Origin of the sequence: Streptomyces spinosisporus (assembly GCF_022698145.1) — a bacterium.
Lineage (GTDB): Bacteria > Actinomycetota > Actinomycetes > Streptomycetales > Streptomycetaceae > Streptomyces > Streptomyces spinosisporus.
In genome coordinates this window covers 140,538-160,283 of the sequence record NZ_JALDAX010000001.1, presented here as the reverse complement: position 1 = coordinate 160,283, position 19,746 = coordinate 140,538, and the positions used below count along the sequence as shown (strand labels likewise).

Genomic DNA, 19,746 nt, shown 5'->3' with positions numbered 1-19,746 from the left:
ATGCCCGAGCTGTTCAACGCGGCACAGTGGCTGGTCGACCGGCACACGGCGGAGGGGAACGGCGGCCGCACGGCCGTCGTGACGCCCACCCGGTCCCTGACCTACGAGGAGCTGTCCGGCGAGGTCCGCCGGGTGGCCGCCGGGCTGCGGGCCCTCGGGGTGCGGCCCGAGGAACGCGTCCTGTTCTGCATGGCGGACGACGTCGAACTGTTCACCGGCATCCTCGCCGCCTTCCGCATCGGCGCGGTGGCCGTGCCCGCCTCGACCATGCTGACCGGCGCGGAGCTGGGCCGACTGGTCGCGGACTGCCGTACCCGCGTGGTGCTGGGGTCGGCCGAGTTCGCCGAGCTGGTGCGGGCGGCCGTGCAGGAGGCTCCGGAGGTCCAGCACGTCGTGATCGGCGACGAGTGGCAGCGGCTGCGGGCCGCCGCCCCGGGCGCGCACGAGGAGCCGTACCCCTCCTGGCCGGACTCCCCCGCCCTGTGGCTCTACACGTCCGGCACCACGGGCACACCCAAGGCGGCCATGCACCGGCACGAGGACATCAGGCTGGTGGCGGAGACCTACGGGCGACAGGTGCTCGGCATCGGCCCCGAGGACCGCTGTCTGTCGGTGGCGAAGCTGTTCTTCGCGTACGGCCTCGGCAACTCGATGTTCTTCCCGCTGTCGGTGGGCGCGACGGCCCTGCTGGAACCGGCGCGGCCCTCGCCCGCGCTGTTCGCCAAACGGGCGGCGGCCGACCGGGCCACCCTTCTGTTCGGCGTGCCCGGCTTCCTCGGGGCGCTGCTCGCGGGCCTCGACATCCCCGACGACGCCTTCGCGACCGTACGCGCGGGTGTCTCGGCCGGTGAGGCGCTGCCGGCGCGTATCTACCGGGGGATGCGGGAGCGGTTCGGCGTCGAGGTCCTCGACGGGATCGGGTCGACCGAGATGCTGCACATCTTCATCTCCAATCGGCAGGGGCGGGTCCATCCGGGCTCCTCCGGCGAGCCTGTTCCGGGGTACGCCGTGGAGCTGCGGGACGGGGAGGGCCGGGTGGTGGCGGGCGAGGGCGTGCCCGGCGAGCTGTACGTCCGCGGGGCGTCGGCCGCCACCGGCTACTGGTGCCGCGCCGACACCACCCGTCAGGTCTTCCTCGGCGACTGGGTGCGGACCGGTGACACCTACGTCCGCAACGGCGACGGCACGTACACCTGCATGGGCCGCACCAACGACCTGCTCAAGGCGGGCGGCATCTGGGTCGCGCCCGCCGAGGTCGAGGAGCGGCTGCTGGCCCATCCGGACGTGGCCGAGGTCGCCGTGGTGGGCGCGCGGGACGCGGACGGGCTGGACAAGCCGGTCGCGTGCGTGGTGCCCAGGGCGGGACGCGAGGTCGACGCGGAGGCGCTGGTGGCCTGGTGCCGGGAGGGGCTGGCCGCGTTCAAGCGTCCGCGCGCGGTCGTCGCGCTGGCCGAACTGCCGCGCACGCCCACGGGGAAGATCCGGCGCAATGTGCTGCGGGAGATGGTCCGCTCCGAGGAGGCACCGTGATCGACGGCGAGCCGGTGGTGGACGCGCACGTCCATGTGCCGCGGCTGTCCACGCTCAAGCCGTCCTGGTTCGAGTGGGCGCAGACGTTCTCCGCCGGGCACCCCTGGCGCGACGCCTACGACGAGCGGGGCGATCCGGTGCCCGAACGGCTGGACGCCCTGCTGGAGTCCGAGGGTGTCGACCGCGCGCTGCTGTTCTGCGAGTACAGCCCGCGAGCCACGGGCATCCAGCCGATCGAGGACCTGCTGCCGATCGTCGCGTGCAACCCGGTGCGCTTCCGGCTGGTCGCGAACGTCAACCCGCATCTGCACCACCCGCTGGTGGCGGAGGCCGAGCGCCAGCTGGAGCTCGGCGCGGTCGCGGTCAAGCTGCATCCCGTGCACGCCGGTTTCGACCCGGCCGACAAGGAGCTGTACCCGCTCTACGCGCTGTGCGCCGAGCGCGGTGTCCCGGTGATCGTGCACTCGGGCACGTCCACCTTCCCGGGCGCGCGGGCCCGGTTCGGTGACCCGCAGCTGATGCTCGACGCCGTGGAGGACTTCCCCGGCGTGCAGTTCGTCTTCGCCCACGGCGGGCGCGGCTGGTGGTACGACACGGCCGCGTTCCTCGCGCTGGCCCGCCCGAACGTCTGGCTGGACCTGGCCGGGCTGCCCCCGCGCAGGCTCCCCGAGTACTACGCCCGCTTCGACCTGTCCCGGCTGGCGGGCCGCTGGATCTTCGGCACGGACTGGCCGGGAGTACCGGGCACCGCCGCCAACGTCACCGCCCTGCGCAAACTGGACCTGCCGGAGGAGACCCTGCGGGGCGTGCTGTCCCAGAACGCGGCGAAGGTGTTCCCGGGGCTCGCGGTCTAGGGCGACTCGCGGTCTAGGGCGACTTGCGGTCTAGGGCGCGTCCCGGCCCGCCAGTTCCTCCCACCGCTGCTGCGCCCCCGCGCTCCATTCGGCGTGCTTGGCGTGGAACAGGGCCGCCGCCCTGGCGCCGCTCCAGCCCGCCGGGAGCAGCTTCGAGGGCAGGCGGGGGTCGAGGAAGGGGAAGCGGCGCCATGCGTGGACCAGGCCGGTCAGGGCGTGCAGCACGGCGTCGCCGTCCGCGGGGTGCAGGCCCGTGAACTCGTCGATGAACGCCTCGTAGCGGTCCTCCACCTCGCTGAGGTCCCAGGCACGGGCGACCATGGCCGGCTCGCTGCCGACGGCGCCGTAGGCGGCGGTGAAGGACATCGCGTCGTCGGCGAGGCCCAGTTCCTTCAGCACGCCGAGCGCCTCCGGCTCCCGGTCGGTGCGGGGAGTGATCCATACGCCGGGTTCCGGGGAGCCGAAGCCGGCCCAGCTGAGCCGGGTGCGGACCCGGTGCCGCAGGTCCCGCTTGGACTCCGGCACCGAGACCAGGACCATCAGCCAGGTGCCGTCCCAGGTGCGCTCCTCGCTGCCGAAGTCGTAGATGCGCTGCGCGCCTTCGGTCAGCAGACGGCGGCCGGGCGGGGTGAGGGCCCAGCGCGTGCGCCGGCCCACCCGCTCGGAGGCCAGCCAGCCCTCGGCGGCGGTCCGGGCCAGCGCCTGGCGGGCCGACTTCTCCTCGACGCCGAACAGTGCGAGCGCCTCCACGAGGGCCGAGGTCCACACCGGTCGGCCGCGGGGCAGGACGTACTCGCCGAGGATGGTCATCAGCAGCGAACGGGCGCTCGTGTCGCCGACCTCCCGGCGACGGCTGACCACCGGCCGTGCGGACGCGTCCTTCGCCATGCCCGTCACACCCCTCGTCACGTTCCTCGCCGCCGGCTGCCCGTCGCCGTACCTACACAATATCTTGTCGTCGCGCGAGCGATAAGTAGAGCGTCTGGTCCGGAGGCGGACCCGACCCGGCTCCTGGCATGCCGCGCGCCGCCGACCGTACGGTTCGGCGGCGCGACGGGGCGACTTGCGGCGGTCAGTCCCGGGCCAGGGTGACGTCGTGCCGCTGCATGGCGTGGAAGCGGGGCAGGGGCAGGATGCCGTGGAACTCCAGCTCCGTGACCGTGGCCTCGACGCTGACCTTGCCCGACTTCACCTCCGGCGCCGGCTTGCTGCTGTTCTCCCAGCGGTGCGTGGCACCGTCGCAGACGGCCATGGTGCCGCCGATGCCCTGGATCACGGTCGTGCTGCTCGGGCTCGTGGCCGAGTTCGTGGTGGTGGTACGGATGTTGGAGCTGACGAAGGCGGGACCGGTACTGCCGACGCAGCGATAGGTGCCCGACAGCGTGACGGTGCCGTCCTCGGCGATACGGCCCGTCGGGTCGACGGTCACCGTCTCCTTCACGTCCGCGGCCCGGTGCGGGGCCGCGGTCGCGGTGGCGGCCGGAGCGGCGAGCAGGAAGAGCGCGGCACTTGCCGTGAGGGCGAGGGCGGGGCGCTTCGTCATGGGAAACCTCCTGTAGGTGGGGTTTCCACTGGTACCCGGCAAGTGCGTCGACGGCCGTGACCGTCACCCCTTCGGTGGCGAGTCCGCTGCGACCGTCGTGGAACGGTCCGGGGGTTGTCCGCGTGTTGTCACGCTTCACGGCGGGCCGTTCCGATGAGTTCACGACGGGAGCATGGTCTGTTCATAGGGACCGGACGGACGGTCCCGACCGACGTGGAGGTGCGCCATGTGTTCCCACCAGCCCTCGTGCCCTTCCTTCGACACCGCCGCCGTGCACGTCGTCGCCGCCCACCCCGAGCAGGGCTGGAGCCTTCTGTGCGACGGCGCGATCGTCTTCGACGACACCGGCGAGCTGACGCCCGACGGCCGCGCGGTCGCACCGCACCGGCTGCCCGTCGAGCGACTGGCCGTCGCGGCCTGAGCCGACCACGGCCCGAGCCCACTGCGGTCGGGCACGGCTGCCTACGGCAGCACGGCGAACCCGTCGAGCTCCACCATCGCCCGCTCGTCCCACAGGCGTACGACCTCGACGACGGCCATCGCCGGATAGTCGCGGCCCGCCAACTCGCGCCAGAGTCCGCCCAGTTCACGCGCATGGACGCGATACGCGGCGACATCGGTGGCGTAGACGGTGACGCGGGCGAGGTCGGCCGGGGTGCCGCCCGCCGCGCGCAGAGCCGAGAGCAGATTGGCCAGGGCCCGCTCGAACTGCTCGGGGAGGGTGTCGCCGACGATCTTTCCGTCGGCGTCCAGAGCGGTCTGGCCGGCCAGGAAGACCACGCGGGACCCGGTGGCGACGACCGCGTGGGAGAAGCCGGTCGGCGGGGAGAGTTCGGGCGGATTGACGCGCTCGGTGCTCACTGCGATTCCTCCCCTGCCGCCAGTGCGGCGTACAACTCCTTGGCGATGATGCCGCGTTGGACCTCGCTCGCACCCTCGTAGATGCGCGGGGCGCGCACCTCGCGGTAGAGGTGTTCTAGGAGATGCCCGCGGCGCAGGGCCCGGGCTCCGTGCAACTGGACGGCCCTGTCGACGACATACTGCGCCGTCTCGGTCGCGAGCAGCTTCGCCATCGCCGCGCGCTTGGGGACTCCGGGGGCGCCCTCGTCGTACGCCGTCGCCGCCGCGTACACCATGAGACGGGCCGCCTCGATGCGCAGCGCCATCTCGGCGACCTGGTGGGCGACGCTCTGCAGATCGCTCAACTTCCCGCCGAACGCGTCCCGTCGGGACGTGTGCGCGAGGGTCGCGTCCAGCGCCGCCTGCGCCATGCCGACCGCGAACGCGCCGACGCTGGGGCGGAACTGGTTGAGGGTGCCCATGGCGACCCGGAAGCCGCGGTCCACCTCGCCGAGCACATCGTCCGCGGTGACGGGTACGGCGTCGAAGTCGAGGGCGCCGATGGGGTGCGGGGACAGCATGTCGAGGGGCGTGCCGGTGAGCCCGGGGCGGTCGGCCGGCACCAGGAAGGCAGTCACCCCGCGGGCGCCCGCGCCGGGGGTGGTCCGGGCGAAGACGGTGTAGAAGTCGGCCTCCGGCGCATTGGAGATCCAGCACTTCTCGCCGGTGAGCCGCCAGCGGGAGGGGCCGTCGGGCTCGGCGATCGGCCCAGCTACAGGCTCGTCGTCCGGCCGGGCCGCCTCCGTGCCCGAGTCAGGGCCCGCCTTCGTGTCCGGGTCCGCCCGCAGCGCGAGTGCCGCCGCGTCCGAGCCCGCTCCCGGCTCGCTCAGTGCGAACGCGGCGACCGCCGTGCCGTCGGCGACCCGCGGCAGCCAGCGGTCGCGCTGGGCCGGGGTGCCGTGGGCGTGCACCGGGTGGGCGCCGAGCCCCTGCAGGGCCAGCGCCGTCTCGGCCTCCGTGCAGGCGTGGGCGAGGGACTCGCGCATCAGGCAGAGGTCCAGGGCGCCCGAGGTGAACAGGCGGCCCAAAAGTCCGAGCCGGCCCAGTTCCGCGACGAGCGCGCGGTTGACGTGCCCCGGTTCGCCCTTCTCGGCGAGCGGGCGCAGTTGCTCGGCGGCCAGGGTGCGCAGCTCGCCACACCAGGCGATCTGTTCCGGTTCGAGTGAGAATGCGGGCATTGCCGGTCCCCTCTGCTCCGTACCTCCCACGAGGTTATCGCGCACCGTTGACTGTCGTCACCAACACGATACGCTCCACGTACTGGACGGACCCCAGGCCCACCACGACGCCCACAACGGCAAGGGGGCGCACCGCCATGAACGTCTCGGCCCATGTCGACACCTTCGCGCGCGACCACCTGCCGCCGCCCGCGGAGTGGCCCGAACTCCACTTCGATCTGCCGGAGCTGCGTTACCCCGATCGGCTGAACTGTGCCGCCGAGCTCCTGGACCACGCCGACCCCGGCCGCCCGGTGTTCCACACCCCCGTCGGCCCGTCCTGGACGTACGGCGAACTCCGCGCCCGCGTCGACCGCATCGCGCACGTCCTCACCCGGGACCTCGGCGTCGTCCCGGGCAACCGCGTGCTGCTGCGCGGCCCGACCACGCCCTGGCTCGCGGCCTGCTGGCTGGCCGTGCTGAAGGCGGGCGCGGTCGCGGTGACCGTGCTGGCCCAGCAGCGCCCGCACGAGCTGAGCACGATCTGCGCCATCGCCGAGGTGCGGCACGCGCTGTGCGACATACGGTCCGTCGACGACCTCGCCAAGGCCGAGATACCGGGCCTCAGGATCACGACGTACGGCGGCGACGCCCCCGACGACCTGCTGCGCAGGCCCGCGCCCGACACCCCGTACGAGCCCGTCGACACCGCGGCCGACGACGTCGCGCTGATCGCGTTCACCTCGGGCACCACCGGCCGCCCCAAGGGGTGCATGCACTTCCACCGCGATGTGCTGGCGATAGCGGACACCTTCTCGGCGCATGTGCTGCGGCCCCGCGCGGACGACGTCTTCGCGGGCAGTCCGCCGCTCGGCTTCACCTTCGGGCTCGGCGGTCTGGTCGTCTTCCCGATGCGGGCCGGCGCCAGCGCCCTCCTGCTCGAACAGGCCCATCCCAAGCAGCTGTTGGCGGCCGTCGCCGAGCACCGGGTGTCCGTGGTGTTCACCGCGCCCACGGCCTACCGCGCGATGCTCGACGAACTCGACGCTTACGACGTCGCGTCGCTGCGCCGCTGTGTGTCGGCCGGCGAGAACCTGCCCGCCGCCACCTGGCAGAACTGGTACGAGCGCACGGGGCTGCGCATCATCAACGGCATAGGCGCCACCGAGCTGTTGCACATCTTCATCTCCGCCGCCGACGAGCACATCCGTCCCGGCACGACCGGAACTCCCGTACCGGGCTGGCAGGCACGGGTGCAGGACGCGAACGGCGAGCCGCTGCCCGACGGCGAGCCGGGACTGCTCGCGGTACGCGGCCCCGTCGGCTGCCGCTACCTCTCCGACCCGCGCCAGCGCGTCTATGTGCGCGACGGCTGGAACATCACCGGCGACACCTATGTCCGCGACGGCGACGGCTACTTCCGCTATGTCGCCCGCGCCGACGACATGATCATCTCGGCCGGGTACAACATCGCGGGACCCGAGGTCGAGGACGCCCTGCTGCGCCACCCGGACGTGGTGGAGGCGGCCGTCGTGGGGCGCCCCGACGAGGCGCGCGGCCAGGTGGTCGTGGCGTACGCCGTCCTCAAGGAGGGCGCCGTACGGGACGTCGAAGCACTGCGCGCCTTCGTCAAGTCCGAGCTGGCGCCGTACAAATGCCCCCGCGAGATCGTCTTCCTCGACGCCCTGCCGCGCACCGCGACCGGCAAGCTGCAGCGCTTCCGGCTGCGGGACGCGACCGGCGCCGAAGCCGCGGTCGAACGTGACACCGAAGGTGACCAGCACTGATGCCGACGACCTAAGATGATCAACGTGTCCGACCAGCATGCACCACGGTCTCTCATCGTCACGCTCTACGGCGCCTACGGACGCTTCGCCGAGGGTCCCGTGCCCGTCGCCGAACTGATCCGGCTGCTCGCCGCGGTGGGCGTGGACGCGCCCTCCGTACGGTCGTCGGTGTCCCGTCTCAAACGCCGCGGGCTGCTGCTGCCGGCCCGTACGGCGCAGGGCGCGGCCGGGTACGAACTGTCGCCGGACGCCCGGCAGTTGCTCGACGACGGCGACCGGCGCATCTACGCCTCGGCGCCGCCCGACGACGAGGGCTGGGTGCTCGCGGTGTTCTCCGTGCCGGAGTCGGAGCGGCAGAAGCGGCATGTGCTGCGCTCCCGGCTGGCCGGGCTGGGCTTCGGCACCGCGACGCCCGGGGTGTGGATCGCTCCCGCCCGGCTGTACGAGGAGACCCGGCACACCCTGCAGCGGCTGCACCTCGACCCGTACGTCGATCTGTTCCGGGGCGAGCACCTCGGGTTCGCGGCGACCCGGGAGGCGGTCGCCCGCTGGTGGGACCTGGCCGCGATCGCCAAGGAGCACGAGGCCTTCCTCGACCGTCACGGGCCCGTGCTGCGCGGATGGGAGCAGCGGTCGCACACCCCGCCCGAGGAGGCCTACCGCGACTACCTCCTCGCCCTGGACTCCTGGCGGCACCTGCCCTACGCCGACCCGGGCCTGCCCGCCCGCCTCCTGCCCGACGACTGGCCCGGCGTCCGCTCGGCCGCCGTCTTCCGGGGGCTGCACGCGCGGCTGAGGGACACGGGAGCCGAGTTCGTGGGGGTGTGATCCCCGGCACACCTGCGGTCCCTCACGCAACGCTCAGGTTTTTCTCTCCCTCTTCTCAAGTTTCTTACCTAGGGTGCTCGGGCTGTCGCCAGGTAAGAAAAGAGGACCGTTGCGCATGACCACCACGGCAAGGGCTCAGGGAGCCACTGTTTGGCTCACCGGACTGCCGAGCGCGGGCAAGACGACCGTCGCCCGTCTGCTCGGCGAACGCCTCAGGGCCGAGGGACATCGTGTGGAGGTCCTGGACGGCGACGAGATACGCCGCTTCCTCTCCGCGGGCCTCGGCTTCTCCCGCGCGGACCGCAACACGAACGTGCAGCGCATCGGCCTGGTCTCCGAGGTCCTCGCGCGCAACGGCGTGCTCTCGGTCGTCCCCGTCATCGCGCCGTACGCGGACAGCCGCGAGGCGGTGCGCAAACGGCACGAGGCCAGCGCGACGCCGTACATCGAGGTGCATGTGGCCACTCCGGTCCAGGTGTGCAGCGAGCGGGACGTGAAGGGGCTCTACGCCCGGCAGGCCGCGGGGCAGCTGGTGGGGCTGACCGGGGTCGACGATCCGTACGAGCCGCCCGTGGACCCGGATCTGGTGCTGGCGACGCAGCACCAGACGCCCAGGGAGTCGGCGGACGCGGTGCATGCGCTGCTGGTGGAGCGGGGGCTGCTGTGAGTGCGGCGGCCGAGGGGGCGTCCGGGGGCTTCGTGCTCTCGCATCTGGACGCGCTGGAGTCCGAGGCGGTGCACATCTTCCGCGAGGTGGCGGGCGAGTTCGAACGGCCGGTGATCCTCTTCTCCGGCGGCAAGGACTCCATCCTCATGCTGCACCTGGCGCTGAAGGCGTTCGCCCCGGCGGCGATCCCCTTCTCGCTGCTGCACGTGGACACCGGGCACAACTTTCCGGAGGTGCTGGAGTACCGCGATCGTGTGGTGGCCGCACATGGGCTGCGGCTCCATGTGGCCTCGGTGCAGGACTACATCGACCGGGGTGTGCTGCGCGAACGTCCGGACGGGACGCGCAACCCGCTGCAGACGCTGCCGCTGACGGAGAAGATCCAGGCGGAGCGGTTCGACGCGGTCTTCGGCGGCGGACGGCGCGACGAGGAGAAGGCACGGGCCAAGGAACGGGTGTTCTCCCTGCGGGACGAGTTCTCGCAGTGGGACCCGCGCCGTCAGCGGCCCGAGCTGTGGAACCTGTACAACGGCCGGCACGCCCCCGGCGAGCACGTCCGGGTCTTCCCGCTGTCCAACTGGACCGAGCTGGACGTCTGGCAGTACATCGCCCGCGAGCGGATCGAACTGCCGCAGATCTACTACGCCCATCACCGCGAGGTCTTCCGGCGCGGCGGGATGTGGCTGACGGCCGGTGAGTGGGGCGGGCCCAGGGACGGCGAGGCCGTGGAGAAGCGGCAGGTGCGCTACCGCACGGTCGGCGACATGTCCTGCACCGGCGCCGTCGACTCCGACGCCGACACCATCGACAAGGTGATCGCGGAGATCGCCGCGTCCCGGCTGACCGAGCGGGGCGCGACGCGCGCCGACGACAGGCTCTCCGAGGCCGCGATGGAAGACCGCAAGCGCGAGGGGTACTTCTAGACATGACTGTGGACACGCTGCGCTTCGCCACCGCGGGCTCGGTGGACGACGGCAAGTCGACCCTGGTGGGCCGGCTGCTGCACGACTCCAAGTCGGTCCTCACCGACCAGCTGGAAGCCGTCGAACACGCCTCCCGCAACCGCGGCCAGGACGCCCCCGACCTCGCCCTCCTCACGGACGGCCTGCGTGCCGAGCGCGAACAGGGCATCACGATCGACGTGGCCTACCGCTACTTCGCCACCCCCCGCAGGCGATTCATCCTCGCCGACACCCCCGGCCATGTGCAGTACACCCGCAACATGGTCACCGGCGCCTCCACCGCCGAACTCACCATCATCCTCGTCGACGCCCGCAACGGCGTCGTCGAACAGACCCGCCGGCACGCGGCGGTGGCCGCGCTGCTCCAGGTCCCGTGGGTCGTCCTGGCCGTGAACAAGATGGACCTGGTCGACTACGAGCAGCAGCGGTTCGAGGAGATCGTCGAGGACTTCGCGGGACACGCGGCGGAGCTCGGCCTGCCGGGATTCACGCCGGTGCCGGTGTCGGCGCTCGTCGGCGACAACGTGGTGGAGCGCTCCGCGCACATGGACTGGTACGAGGGACCGGCACTCCTGGAGTTCCTGGAGACCGTCCCCGTCGGCACCGAGGCCGCCGACGCGCCCGCCCGCTTCCCCGTGCAGTACGTCATCCGGGACGGCGAAGTCCGGTACTACGCGGGCCAGTTGGCGTCCGGCTCACTGCGGGTCGGCGACCGGGTCACCGTGCACCCGTCCGGCGAGACCACCGAGATCACCGGGATCGACGTACTCGGCACCGCCCAGCAGGTCGCGTACGCCCCGCAGTCGATCAGCGTACGGCTGGCGGACGAACGGGACGTCTCACGCGGCGACATGATCACGGCAGGGGCATCTCCCACACTCACGCGCACCATCACCGCGAACGCCTGCCACCTGGCCGACCGACCGCTCCGGATCGGCGACCGCGTCCTGGTCCGCCACACCACCCGCACCGTGCGAGCGATCGTCAAGGACCTTGCAGGAGCAGCCGAGTTGACCACGAACGACCTCGCCCGCATCACCCTCCACACCGCTGACCCACTGACGCTCGACGACTACACCACCTGCCGCCGCACCGGCGCCTTCATCCTGATCGACCCCGCGGACGGCGCCACGCTCACGGCGGGGATGGCGGTGGTCGACTCCGCGGGGTGAGCCGGGGCCGGGGGTGTCGTGCGGCTGATCCGGGGTGCTGCCCGCGAGGTGGGCGCCGCCCCCGGCGAACCCTCAACTCCCCAGAGTGAGCCGAGGCTTGGGCCCGTCCGTGCGTCCCGTCTGCGGGCGGCGGCTGCCCGCTCGGTACGGCGCCGGCCAGGTGATGCCCGGGCCGGTGTAGTTCTGTTCGGCTGCCGCGTGGAGGGTCCAGTGGGGGTCGTAGAGGTGGGGGCGGGCCAGGGCGCACAGGTCCGTACGGCCCGCCAGGATCAGGGAGTTGACGTCGTCCCAGGAGGAGATGGCGCCGACCGCGATGACCGGGACGTCCGTGCCGTGGCGGATGCGGTCGGCGAACGGGGTCTGGTAGGAGCGCCCGAACTCCGGGTGCTCGTCGGCGACGACCTGGCCCGTCGACACGTCGATCGCGTCGACCCCGTGTGCGACGAAGGCGCGGGCGATGTCGACGGCGTCCTCGGCCGTCGTGCCGCCCTCGGCCCAGTCGGTGGCGGAGATGCGGACCGTCATGGGCCTCTCCCCCGGCCACACCGCGCGTACGGCGTCGAAGACCTCCAGCGGGAAGCGGAGACGTTTCTCCAGCGAGCCGCCGTAGGCGTCGGTACGCCGGTTGGTCAGCGGGGAGAGGAAGCCGGAGAGCAAGTAGCCGTGGGCGCAGTGGAGTTCGAGCAGGTCGAAGCCGGCGCGGGCGGCCCGCCGGGCGGCGGCCACGAACTGCTCGCGGATGTCCGTGAGCTGGGCGCGGCTGAGTTCGCGGGGGATCTGGCTGCCCGGTTTGTACGGCAGTGCGGAGGCGGCGGCGAGCGGCCAGTTGCCCTCGTCCAGGGGTTCGTCCATGCCCTCCCACATCAGCTTGGTCGAGCCCTTGCGCCCGGAGTGGCCGAGCTGGACACCGATCGCGGTGCCGGGGGCCTGGGCGTGCACGAAGTCGGTGATCCGCTTCCAGGAGTCGGCCTGCCGGGCGGTGTAGAGCCCGGTGCAGCCGGGGGTGATCCGGCCCTCCTCGCTGACGCACACCATCTCGGTCATCACCAGGCCCGCGCCCCCGAGGGCCCGTGCGCCGAGGTGGACCAGGTGGAAGTCGCCCGGCACGCCGTCGACGGCCGAGTACATGTCCATGGGCGAGACGACGACCCGGTTGCGCAGGGTCAGCCCGCGCAGCCGGAACGGCGTGAACATCGGCGGCGTACCGGGCGGGCAGCCGAACTCGCGCTCCACGGCCCCGGTGAAACGGGCGTCGCGCAGCCGGAGGTTGTCGTGGGTGACGCGGCGGCTGCGGGTGAGCAGGTTGAAGGCGAACTGGCGGGGCGGCTGGTCGAGATAGAGCCCCAGGTTCTCGAACCACTCCAGGCTGGCGCGGGCGGCGCGCTGGGTGGAGGCGACGACGGGTCTGCGCTCCTCCTCGTAGGCCGCGAGCGCCTTGTCCAGGCTGGGCTGCTCCTCCAGACAGGCGGCCAGGGCGAGCGCGTCCTCGACGGCGAGCTTCGTGCCGGAGCCGATCGAGAAGTGGGCGGTGTGCGCGGCGTCGCCGAGCAGCACGACGTTGCCGCGCGACCAGTGCTCGTTCGTCACCGTGCGGAAGGTCGTCCACGCCGACTTGTTGGAGCGCAGCGGCCGACCGCCGAGCGCCTCCGCGAAGATCTTGGCGCAGCGCTCGACGGACCCCGCCTCGTCGAGATCGGCGAAGCCGGCCGCGCGCCACACCTCCTCCCGCATCTCGACGATCACCGTGGAGGCGTCGGCCGCGAAGGGGTAGGCGTGCAGTTGCATCACGCCGTGTTCGGTCTCGGCGATCTCGAAGCGGAAGGCGTCGAAGGCGAAGTCGGCGGCGAGCCAGATGTAGCGGCAGCGGTGGGCGGCCAGCCGGGGACGGAAGTCGTCGGCGTAGGTGTCGCGGACGGTGCTGCGCACGCCGTCGGCGGCGACGACCAGGTCGTACGAGCGGGACAGCTCGTCGGGGTGGGGCGCCTCGGAGCGGAAGCGGAGTTCCACGCCGAGGGTGTGGCAGCGCTCGTGCAGGATCTGCAGCAGACGGCGCCTGCCGAGGGCCGCGAAGCCGTGACCGCCGGAGGTGTGCTGCACGCCCCGGTGCACGATTTCGATGTCGTCCCACCGGACGAAGTCCTTCTGCAGGGCCTCGTAGACCAGCGGGTCGGCGTGCTCGATGCCGCCGAGCGTCTCGTCGGAGAGGACCACTCCGAAGCCGAAGGTGTCGTCGGGGGCGTTGCGCTCCCAGACGGTGATCTCGCGGGCGGGGTCCAGGCGCTTGAGCAGGGCGGCGGCGTAGAGCCCGCCGGGGCCGCCGCCGATGATCGCGATGCGCGAGGTCTCCATCGCTATCGCCCCCTCCACTTGGGCGGGCGCTTCTGGGTGAAGGCCGCGTGGAACTCGGCGTAGTCCTCGCCGTTCATCAGCAGGGCCTGGGTGGCGGCGTCCAGTTCGACGGCGGCGGCGAGCGGCATGTCCAGTTCGGACGTGAGCAGGGCCTTGGTCTGCGCGTACGCCAGCGCCGGGCCCTCGGCGAGCCTGCGGGCCAGCGCTCCGGCGGCCTCGTCGGCACGGCCCTCGTCGGTCAGCTCGCTGATCAGGCCGATGCGCTCGGCCTCGGGGGCGCGGACCGGTTCGCCCAGCATGAGCAGCCGGGTGGCGTGGCCGAGTCCGACCACCCGGGGCAGCAGATAGGCCGCGCCCATGTCGCCGCCGGACAGTCCGACCCGGGTGAACAGGAACGCGAAGCGGGCGCTCGGGTCGGCCACCCGGAAGTCCGCCGCGAGCGCCAGGACCGCTCCGGCGCCCGCCGCCACCCCGTGCACGGCCGCGATCACCGGGAAGGGGCACTCCCGGATCGCCCGCACGGTCTGTCCGGTCATGCGGTTGAAGTCGAGGAGCTGGGCGGTGTCCATGGCGAGGGTGGCGCCGATGATCTCGTCGACGTCGCCGCCGGAGCAGAAGCCGCGGCCCTCACCGGCCAGCACCAGGGCCCGTACGGTCCGCTCGCGGGACAGCTCGGCGAGCAGATCGCGCAGGTCGGCGTAGGCGCCGAAGGTGAGCGCGTTGAGCTTGTCGGGCCGGGCGAGCGTGACCGTGGCGACCCCGTCGGCGAGCTCCACGCGCAGATGCTCCCAGCGTGTGGTGCGGGCGGCCGATCCGGTGAAGGGACTCATGACGTGCGGCCTCCTCGTGGGCGGGCACTGCCGTGCTGAGCTCTGCCCCTCGAAGTTATCACTTATTCGTGACTGTCGTCAGGAGCGCGCGATAGACCGGTCCGGAACCGTCCGGAACCGACCCCGCCGGGTCACATCCGTCACGGATCGTCGACAGCCGGGCTACGGCCGGAGCAGCCGCGCGAGGCGGGGCGTCGTGAGGGGTAAGCCGCCTGGCAGCGGGGCCGAAGGTCCCGCGCGGTGCCCTCCGGAGGACTCTGCCGGACGGCGCCGTACCATTCATACGGTTGAAAGCAGGACAGCCTGCTATGAACGGACCCGCCTTGTACCAACGCCCCTCCGCCTCCGCCTCATGGCGCATCGCGCTGCCGCACTCCGTCGCGGCCGTGCCCGTGGCCCGTGCCCTGGTGCGCACGGCGCTGGCCGAGCTGGACCACGGGGCCGACTGCGACACCGCGGAACTGCTCACGGCGGAGCTGGTGGCGAACGCCGTGGAGCACACCGTCGGGGACTCGCCCATAGAACTCGTGGTGGAGCTGCTGCCGGGCGGCTGCCAGGTCGAGGTGCACGACCCCGACCCGATGCCGCCGTACGAGCTGACCTGGCCCAGTGACAAGGAGCCCGACGTCTGGGACGAGGGCGGGCGCGGGCTGCTGCTGATCCGCGCGCTCAGCTCGTCGTGCGGGCATCGCCCGACCATCTCGGGCAAGGCCGTGTGGTTCCGGCTGCCGGCGGTGCCGCAGCAGCGGCGTCCTCTCTGAGCGCCGCCCGCGCCAGTCAGGCCAGTGTGGCGACCAGGACCGCCTTGATGGTGTGCATCCGGTTCTCGGCCTCGTCGAAGACCACGGAGTACTCGGACTCGAACACCTCGTCCGTGACCTCCAGCTCGGTGAGGCCGTGGCGCTGGTGGATCTCGCGGCCGACGTCGGTGCCGAGGTCGTGGAAGGCCGGGAGGCAGTGCAGGAACCGCACGTCGGGGTTGCCGGTGGCGCGCAGGACGTCCATGGTCACGGCGTAGGGGCCGAGCAGCGCTATGCGCTCGTCCCAGACCTCCTTGGGCTCCCCCATCGACACCCATACGTCGGTGGCGATGAAGTCGGCGCCCCGCACCCCCTCCTTCACGTCGTCGGTGAGCGTGATCCGGGCGCCCGAGGCCGCGGCGAGCTGCTGGGCGACCTCCACGATCGTCTCGTCCGGCCACAGCAGCCGGGGCGCGACGATACGGACGTCCATGCCGAGCAGGGCGCCGGTGACCAGGTAGGAGTTGCCCATGTTGTAGCGGGCGTCGCCGAGGTAGGCGAAGGCCGTCGCGGTCAGCGGCTTGTCGGTGTGCTCGGTCATGGTGAGCACGTCGGCCAGCATCTGGGTGGGGTGCCACTCGTCGGTGAGCCCGTTGTAGACGGGCACCCCGGCGTACGCGGCGAGTTCCTCGACGACACCCTGACCGTGTCCGCGGTACTGGATCCCGTCGTACATCCGCCCCAGCACGCGCGCGGTGTCCTTCACGGACTCCTTGTGCCCGATCTGCGAGCCGGACGGGTCGAGGTACGTCGTCGAGGCACCCTGGTCGGCGGCGGCGACCTCGAACGCGCAGCGGGTGCGCGTCGAGGTCTTCTCGAAGACCAGCGCGATGTTCTTCCCGCTCAGATGCCTGGTCTCGGCCCCGGCCTTCTTGGCGGCCTTCAGTTCGGCGGCCAGCTCGATCAGCGCGAGGAACTCCTCCTGGGTGAAGTCGAGCTCCTTGAGGAAGTGGCGGCCGGCGAGGGCGGTCGGGACTGACGCCATGGGGGCACTCCAGAATGCGGGAACATCTACGCTGGAAGTCTATACGAATATTTGTATTTCTATACGGCCGGGTCCCTCGGTCAGGTCTCTCATACGGCCTCCCGCTCGACCGGACAGCTCATGCAGCGCGGCCCGCCCCGGCCCCGGCCCAGCTCGCTGCCGGGGATCTCTATGACCTCGATGCCCTGCTTGCGCAGATGGGTGTTGGTGGTGGAGTTGCGCTCGTAGGCGACGACGACGCCCGGCTCGACGGCCAGGACGTTGCAGCCGTCGTCCCACTGCTCGCGCTCGGCCGCGTGCACGTCCTGGGTCGCGGTCAGCACCCGGATCTCGCTGAGCCCGAGGGCCGCGGCGATGGCGCGGTGCATGTGCTCCGGCGGATGGTCGGTGACCTTGAGCTCCTTGTCCCCGGCCCCGGGTTCGATGGTGTACGAGCGCAGCATGCCGAGGCCCGCGTACTGGGTGAAGGTGTCGCCGTCGACCATCGTCATCACGGTGTCGAGGTGCATGAAGGCGCGCCGCTTCGGCATGTCGAGGGCCACGATCGTCGTGGCCGAGCCCGCCTCGAAGAGCTTGTGCGCGAGCATCTCCACGGCCTGCGGGGTGGTGCGCTCGCTCATGCCGATCAGGACGGCGCCGTTGCCGATCACCAGGACGTCCCCGCCCTCGATGGTGGAGGGGTAGTCGGACTGCCCCTCGGACCAGACGCGGAACGTTTCGTCACGGAAGAGCGGGTGGTGGCGGTAGATCGCCTCGAAGTGGACCGTCTCGCGCTGCCGGGCGGGCCAGCGCATGGCGTTGACGCAGACGCCGTCGTAGATCCAGGCGGAGGTGTCGCGGGTGAAGAGGTGGTTGGGCAGGGGCGCGAGGAGGAAGTCGTCGAGGTCCATGACATGGAAGCGCACCGAGGTCGGCTCCGGGTGCGCGTCCAGGAACTCGCGTTTGGTCATGCCGCCGACCAGGGCCTCGGCCAGCTCCGGCGAGGGAAGCGTCTCGAACGCGGCCCTGAGGTGGTCGGTGGCGAGAACGCCGTACTCCTTCTCGTCGAAGACCCGGTCGAGGACGAGGGTGCGGGCCTCGGGGACCTGGAGGGCCTCGGTGAGCAGGTCGCCGAAGAGGTGGACGGCGACCCCGCGGTCGCGCAGGACGTCGGCGAACCCGTCGTGCTCGGCGCGCGCCCGGCGCACCCAGAGCACGTCGTCGAAGAGCAGCGCGTCCTTGTTGCTGGGGGTGAGCCTTTTGAGCTCGAGATCCGGCCGGTGAAGGATGACGCGGCGCAGCCGCCCGGCCTCGGAGTCGACATGGAATCCCATGCCTCCATCCTGACCATCGGCGGGCGTCTTGACCCGCCGATGGCCCGTTTCCGTGACGTCTTGTTTTCGTCCCCTTGACGATAAGCGCTTTCCCTCTTTATCGTCGAACAGACGAGAAACAAGGGGGTCCGATGGCCGACATCACCCGGCGCCTGGGCTGGCGCCATCTGCGCGGGGCGCCGACCGCGCACATCCGCCACCACCGCGACGGCAGGCTGCTGCACGACGGGCCCGGGCTCAGCTTCTGGTTCCGCGCGCTGACCGCGGCGCTGTCCGAGGTGCCGGTCGACGACCGGGAGCTGGCGATGACCTTCCATGCCCGTACGTCGGACTTCCAGGACGTGACGGTGCAGGCGACGGTGACGTACCGGATCAGCGACCCGGCCCTCGCCGCGGCCCGGCTGGACTTCTCCGTCGACCCCGACACCGGCGTGTGGCGCGGGTCGCCCCTGGAGCAGCTCGGCACGCTGCTGACGGAGACGGCGCAGCAGCACGCCCTGGACGTCCTCGCCCGTACGCCGCTGTCGTCGGCGCTGGTCGACGGGGTGGCGGCGGTACGGGAGCGGGTGGCGGCCGGGCTCGGCGGCGAGCCGCGGCTGCCGGCCACCGGCATCGAGGTCGTCGCCGTACGCGTGATGGCGCTGCGGCCCGAGCCCGAGGTGGAGCGGGCCCTGCGCACACCGGCCCGCGAGCAGATCCAGCAGGAGGCCGACCGGGCGACCTACGAGCGGCGGGCCGTGGCCGTCGAGCGCGAGCGGGCCATCGCCGAGAACGAACTGGCCAGCCAGATCGAACTCGCCCGCCGTGAGGAGCAGTTGGTCGAGCAGCGCGGTACGAACAGCCGGCGCGAGGCCGAGGAGCACGCCGCGGCGGACGCGGTGCGCGCCGAGGCCGAGGCCGCCCGGACGGTGAAGCTCGCCGAGGCGGAGGCGACGCGGTCGGTGCGGCTCGCGCGTGCGGAGGCCGAGGGGGCGCGCGAGACGGGTGAGGCGCGGGCGCAGGCGCAGGCGGCCTGGCTGCGGGTCCATGCCGAGGTGGACGTGGCAACCCTCAACGCCCTCACCGGGACCCGGCTCGCGGAGAACCTGCCGCACATCGACAGCGTGACCGTCTCGCCGGACGTGCTGACGGGGCTGCTGACCCGGCTCGGCCACGGAGAGCCGGCGTGAGTCTCGCCCCGCGCGCCGTGCTCGTCCACCGCACCACGGAGTACGAGGAGTTGGTGGCCCGGCACGGCACGCACGGGCAGGCCGCGTTCTTCCTCTCCTCCCGGGGGCGGGACATCGAGGAGGTCGCCGAGCGGCACCGCCGGGCCCGGCGGGCGCTGGCCGTGGTGACGGCCGCGATTCCGCTGACCTGGCGTCAGTCGCTGGTCGAACGGGCGGATCTGGACCGCTTCCTGTTCGCGCCGGAGGACGTGGTGGTCGTGGTCGGACAGGACGGGCTGGTGGCGAACGTCGCCAAGTACCTCGCCGGGCAGCCGGTGGTGGGCATCGACACCGATCCCGGGCGCAACCCCGGCGTCCTGGTGCGGCACCGGCCCGGGGACGCCGGGGCGCTGCTGCGCTCCACGCAATCCGCAGCGGGCCCCTTCGACGAACTCACCATGGTCGAAGCCGTGGCCGACGACACCCAGCGGCTCGTGGCACTGAACGAGATCTACCTGGGCGCCGCCGGTCATCAGACCGCCCGATACCGCCTGGGCCTCGAGGACGACGGGGGTGTCGTCGAGGCCCAGGCCTCGTCCGGGGTGATCGTCGGCACGGGCACGGGGGCGACCGGCTGGATCCGGTCGGTGTGGCAGGAGAGGGGAGGGCAGCTGTCGCTGCCCTCCCCCACGGAGGAACGCCTCCTGTGGTTCGTACGCGAGGCCTGGCCGTCCCCCGCCACCGGGACCACCCTGGTCGCCGGGGAACTCGCAGCCTCCTCCCGACTCCACCTCACCGTCGAATCCGAACGGCTCGTCGCCTTCGGGGACGGGATGGAGTCCGACGCCCTCGACCTGACCTGGGGTCAGTCCCTGACGGTCGGGATGTGCGGGCGGCGGCTGCGGCTGGTCGGCTGACGCC

At 72.1% G+C, this 19,746-nt stretch carries 19 protein-coding genes; 11 read left to right on the top strand and 8 right to left on the bottom strand.

Annotation, left to right across the window (positions count from 1 at the left end):
* Together MQN93_RS00735 and MQN93_RS00730 are read left to right on the top strand one after the other, a co-directional pair.
* Positions 1–1,530, top strand: coding sequence for a benzoate-CoA ligase family protein (locus tag MQN93_RS00735; RefSeq protein WP_242707853.1), 1,530 nt, complete (start codon positions 1–3; stop codon positions 1,528–1,530).
* Positions 1,527–2,384 (top strand): amidohydrolase family protein, encoded by an 858-nt coding sequence (locus MQN93_RS00730; protein WP_242707852.1) that lies wholly within the window; start codon positions 1,527–1,529, stop codon positions 2,382–2,384. The genes MQN93_RS00735 and MQN93_RS00730 overlap by 4 nt, the downstream gene beginning before the upstream one ends.
* Positions 2,385–2,414: 30 nt before the next feature.
* Here MQN93_RS00730 and MQN93_RS00725 read toward each other — a convergent pair whose 3' ends face one another.
* Both MQN93_RS00725 and MQN93_RS00720 read right to left on the bottom strand, forming a co-directional pair.
* Positions 2,415–3,272, bottom strand: a complete 858-nt coding sequence (locus MQN93_RS00725; RefSeq protein WP_242707851.1) for a PaaX family transcriptional regulator — start codon at positions 3,270–3,272, stop codon at positions 2,415–2,417.
* A 184-nt stretch (positions 3,273–3,456) separates the two neighbouring features.
* Positions 3,457–3,927, bottom strand: coding sequence for a DUF6299 family protein (locus MQN93_RS00720; RefSeq protein WP_016432108.1), 471 nt, complete (start codon positions 3,925–3,927; stop codon positions 3,457–3,459).
* Positions 3,928–4,153: 226 nt separating this feature from the next.
* Here MQN93_RS00720 and MQN93_RS00715 point away from each other — a divergent pair, with 226 nt between their 5' ends.
* On the top strand, positions 4,154–4,348 hold the full coding sequence (locus tag MQN93_RS00715) for a DUF5999 family protein (RefSeq protein ID WP_242707850.1): 195 nt from the start codon (positions 4,154–4,156) through the stop codon (positions 4,346–4,348).
* Between the two features lie 41 nt (positions 4,349–4,389).
* Here the strand turns inward: MQN93_RS00715 and MQN93_RS00710 are convergent, their stop codons facing one another.
* Both MQN93_RS00710 and MQN93_RS00705 read right to left on the bottom strand, forming a co-directional pair.
* Positions 4,390–4,788 (bottom strand): RidA family protein, encoded by a 399-nt coding sequence (locus MQN93_RS00710; RefSeq protein ID WP_242707849.1) that lies wholly within the window; start codon positions 4,786–4,788, stop codon positions 4,390–4,392.
* Positions 4,785–6,005 carry an acyl-CoA dehydrogenase family protein gene (locus MQN93_RS00705; RefSeq protein ID WP_242707848.1) on the bottom strand — a complete coding sequence of 407 codons (1,221 nt, stop codon included), beginning with the start codon at positions 6,003–6,005 and terminating at the stop codon, positions 4,785–4,787. The genes MQN93_RS00710 and MQN93_RS00705 overlap by 4 nt, the downstream gene beginning before the upstream one ends.
* Positions 6,006–6,142: 137 nt before the next feature.
* Here MQN93_RS00705 and MQN93_RS00700 point away from each other — a divergent pair, with 137 nt between their 5' ends.
* From MQN93_RS00700 to MQN93_RS00680, 5 genes are all read left to right on the top strand, one after another.
* Complete coding sequence (locus MQN93_RS00700; protein ID WP_242707847.1) at positions 6,143–7,771, top strand: AMP-binding protein; 1,629 nt, start codon at positions 6,143–6,145, stop codon at positions 7,769–7,771.
* Positions 7,772–7,786: 15 nt separating this feature from the next.
* Positions 7,787–8,599: a PaaX family transcriptional regulator gene (locus MQN93_RS00695; RefSeq protein ID WP_242707846.1), complete on the top strand. Its 813-nt coding sequence runs from the start codon at positions 7,787–7,789 to the stop codon at positions 8,597–8,599.
* A gap of 115 nt (positions 8,600–8,714) precedes the next feature.
* The gene (gene cysC / locus MQN93_RS00690; RefSeq protein ID WP_242707845.1) at positions 8,715–9,266 is read left to right on the top strand and encodes an adenylyl-sulfate kinase; all 552 of its coding nucleotides are present in this window, start codon (positions 8,715–8,717) and stop codon (positions 9,264–9,266) included.
* Positions 9,263–10,189 (top strand): sulfate adenylyltransferase subunit CysD, encoded by a 927-nt coding sequence (gene cysD, locus MQN93_RS00685; RefSeq protein WP_242707844.1) that lies wholly within the window; start codon positions 9,263–9,265, stop codon positions 10,187–10,189. Before cysC ends, cysD begins: the two co-directional genes overlap by 4 nt.
* Before the next feature lie 2 nt (positions 10,190–10,191).
* Positions 10,192–11,400 (top strand): sulfate adenylyltransferase subunit 1, encoded by a 1,209-nt coding sequence (locus MQN93_RS00680; protein WP_242707843.1) that lies wholly within the window; start codon positions 10,192–10,194, stop codon positions 11,398–11,400.
* Between the two features lie 72 nt (positions 11,401–11,472).
* On the opposite strand, the gene MQN93_RS00675 is transcribed toward MQN93_RS00680, so the two are convergent.
* Positions 11,473–13,749 carry a bifunctional salicylyl-CoA 5-hydroxylase/oxidoreductase gene (locus MQN93_RS00675; RefSeq protein ID WP_242707842.1) on the bottom strand — a complete coding sequence of 759 codons (2,277 nt, stop codon included), beginning with the start codon at positions 13,747–13,749 and terminating at the stop codon, positions 11,473–11,475.
* Positions 13,750–13,751: 2 nt separating this feature from the next.
* Positions 13,752–14,579 (bottom strand): enoyl-CoA hydratase family protein, encoded by an 828-nt coding sequence (locus tag MQN93_RS00670; protein ID WP_016432119.1) that lies wholly within the window; start codon positions 14,577–14,579, stop codon positions 13,752–13,754.
* A 308-nt stretch (positions 14,580–14,887) separates the two neighbouring features.
* Here MQN93_RS00670 and MQN93_RS00665 point away from each other — a divergent pair, with 308 nt between their 5' ends.
* Positions 14,888–15,340, top strand: coding sequence for an ATP-binding protein (locus MQN93_RS00665; protein WP_242707841.1), 453 nt, complete (start codon positions 14,888–14,890; stop codon positions 15,338–15,340).
* A gap of 16 nt (positions 15,341–15,356) precedes the next feature.
* Here MQN93_RS00665 and argF read toward each other — a convergent pair whose 3' ends face one another.
* A complete protein-coding gene (gene argF / locus MQN93_RS00660) occupies positions 15,357–16,364 on the bottom strand; it encodes an ornithine carbamoyltransferase (RefSeq protein WP_016432121.1) in 1,008 nt (335 codons plus the stop codon).
* Positions 16,365–16,453: 89 nt separating this feature from the next.
* On the bottom strand, positions 16,454–17,677 hold the full coding sequence (locus tag MQN93_RS00655; RefSeq protein WP_242707840.1) for an arginine deiminase: 1,224 nt from the start codon (positions 17,675–17,677) through the stop codon (positions 16,454–16,456).
* A gap of 131 nt (positions 17,678–17,808) precedes the next feature.
* Between MQN93_RS00655 and MQN93_RS00650 the strand changes: the two genes are divergently transcribed.
* Both MQN93_RS00650 and MQN93_RS00645 read left to right on the top strand, forming a co-directional pair.
* Positions 17,809–18,846 (top strand): SPFH domain-containing protein, encoded by a 1,038-nt coding sequence (locus tag MQN93_RS00650; protein ID WP_242707839.1) that lies wholly within the window; start codon positions 17,809–17,811, stop codon positions 18,844–18,846.
* Positions 18,843–19,742 (top strand): NAD(+)/NADH kinase, encoded by a 900-nt coding sequence (locus MQN93_RS00645; RefSeq protein WP_242707838.1) that lies wholly within the window; start codon positions 18,843–18,845, stop codon positions 19,740–19,742. The genes MQN93_RS00650 and MQN93_RS00645 overlap by 4 nt, the downstream gene beginning before the upstream one ends.
* Positions 19,743–19,746 lie beyond the last annotated feature (4 nt).

Excerpts from the sequence above, each read along its gene's own strand:
- MQN93_RS00655 (WP_242707840.1), bottom strand. The coding sequence starts at position 17,677 with ATGGGATTCCATGTCGACTCCGAGGCCGGGCGGCTGCGCCGCGTCATC.
- MQN93_RS00665 (WP_242707841.1), top strand. The coding sequence starts at position 14,888 with ATGAACGGACCCGCCTTGTACCAACGCCCCTCCGCCTCCGCCTCATGG.
- argF (WP_016432121.1), bottom strand. The coding sequence starts at position 16,364 with ATGGCGTCAGTCCCGACCGCCCTCGCCGGCCGCCACTTCCTCAAGGAG.
- MQN93_RS00715 (WP_242707850.1), top strand. The coding sequence starts at position 4,154 with ATGTGTTCCCACCAGCCCTCGTGCCCTTCCTTCGACACCGCCGCCGTG.
- MQN93_RS00720 (WP_016432108.1), bottom strand. The coding sequence starts at position 3,927 with ATGACGAAGCGCCCCGCCCTCGCCCTCACGGCAAGTGCCGCGCTCTTC.
- MQN93_RS00700 (WP_242707847.1), top strand. The coding sequence starts at position 6,143 with ATGAACGTCTCGGCCCATGTCGACACCTTCGCGCGCGACCACCTGCCG.
- MQN93_RS00680 (WP_242707843.1), top strand. The coding sequence starts at position 10,192 with ATGACTGTGGACACGCTGCGCTTCGCCACCGCGGGCTCGGTGGACGAC.
- cysC (WP_242707845.1), top strand. The coding sequence starts at position 8,715 with ATGACCACCACGGCAAGGGCTCAGGGAGCCACTGTTTGGCTCACCGGA.
- MQN93_RS00725 (WP_242707851.1), bottom strand. The coding sequence starts at position 3,272 with ATGGCGAAGGACGCGTCCGCACGGCCGGTGGTCAGCCGTCGCCGGGAG.
- MQN93_RS00735 (WP_242707853.1), top strand. The coding sequence starts at position 1 with ATGCCCGAGCTGTTCAACGCGGCACAGTGGCTGGTCGACCGGCACACG.
- MQN93_RS00695 (WP_242707846.1), top strand. The coding sequence starts at position 7,787 with ATGATCAACGTGTCCGACCAGCATGCACCACGGTCTCTCATCGTCACG.
- MQN93_RS00670 (WP_016432119.1), bottom strand. The coding sequence starts at position 14,579 with ATGAGTCCCTTCACCGGATCGGCCGCCCGCACCACACGCTGGGAGCAT.
- MQN93_RS00650 (WP_242707839.1), top strand. The coding sequence starts at position 17,809 with ATGGCCGACATCACCCGGCGCCTGGGCTGGCGCCATCTGCGCGGGGCG.
- MQN93_RS00675 (WP_242707842.1), bottom strand. The coding sequence starts at position 13,749 with ATGGAGACCTCGCGCATCGCGATCATCGGCGGCGGCCCCGGCGGGCTC.
- MQN93_RS00705 (WP_242707848.1), bottom strand. The coding sequence starts at position 6,005 with ATGCCCGCATTCTCACTCGAACCGGAACAGATCGCCTGGTGTGGCGAG.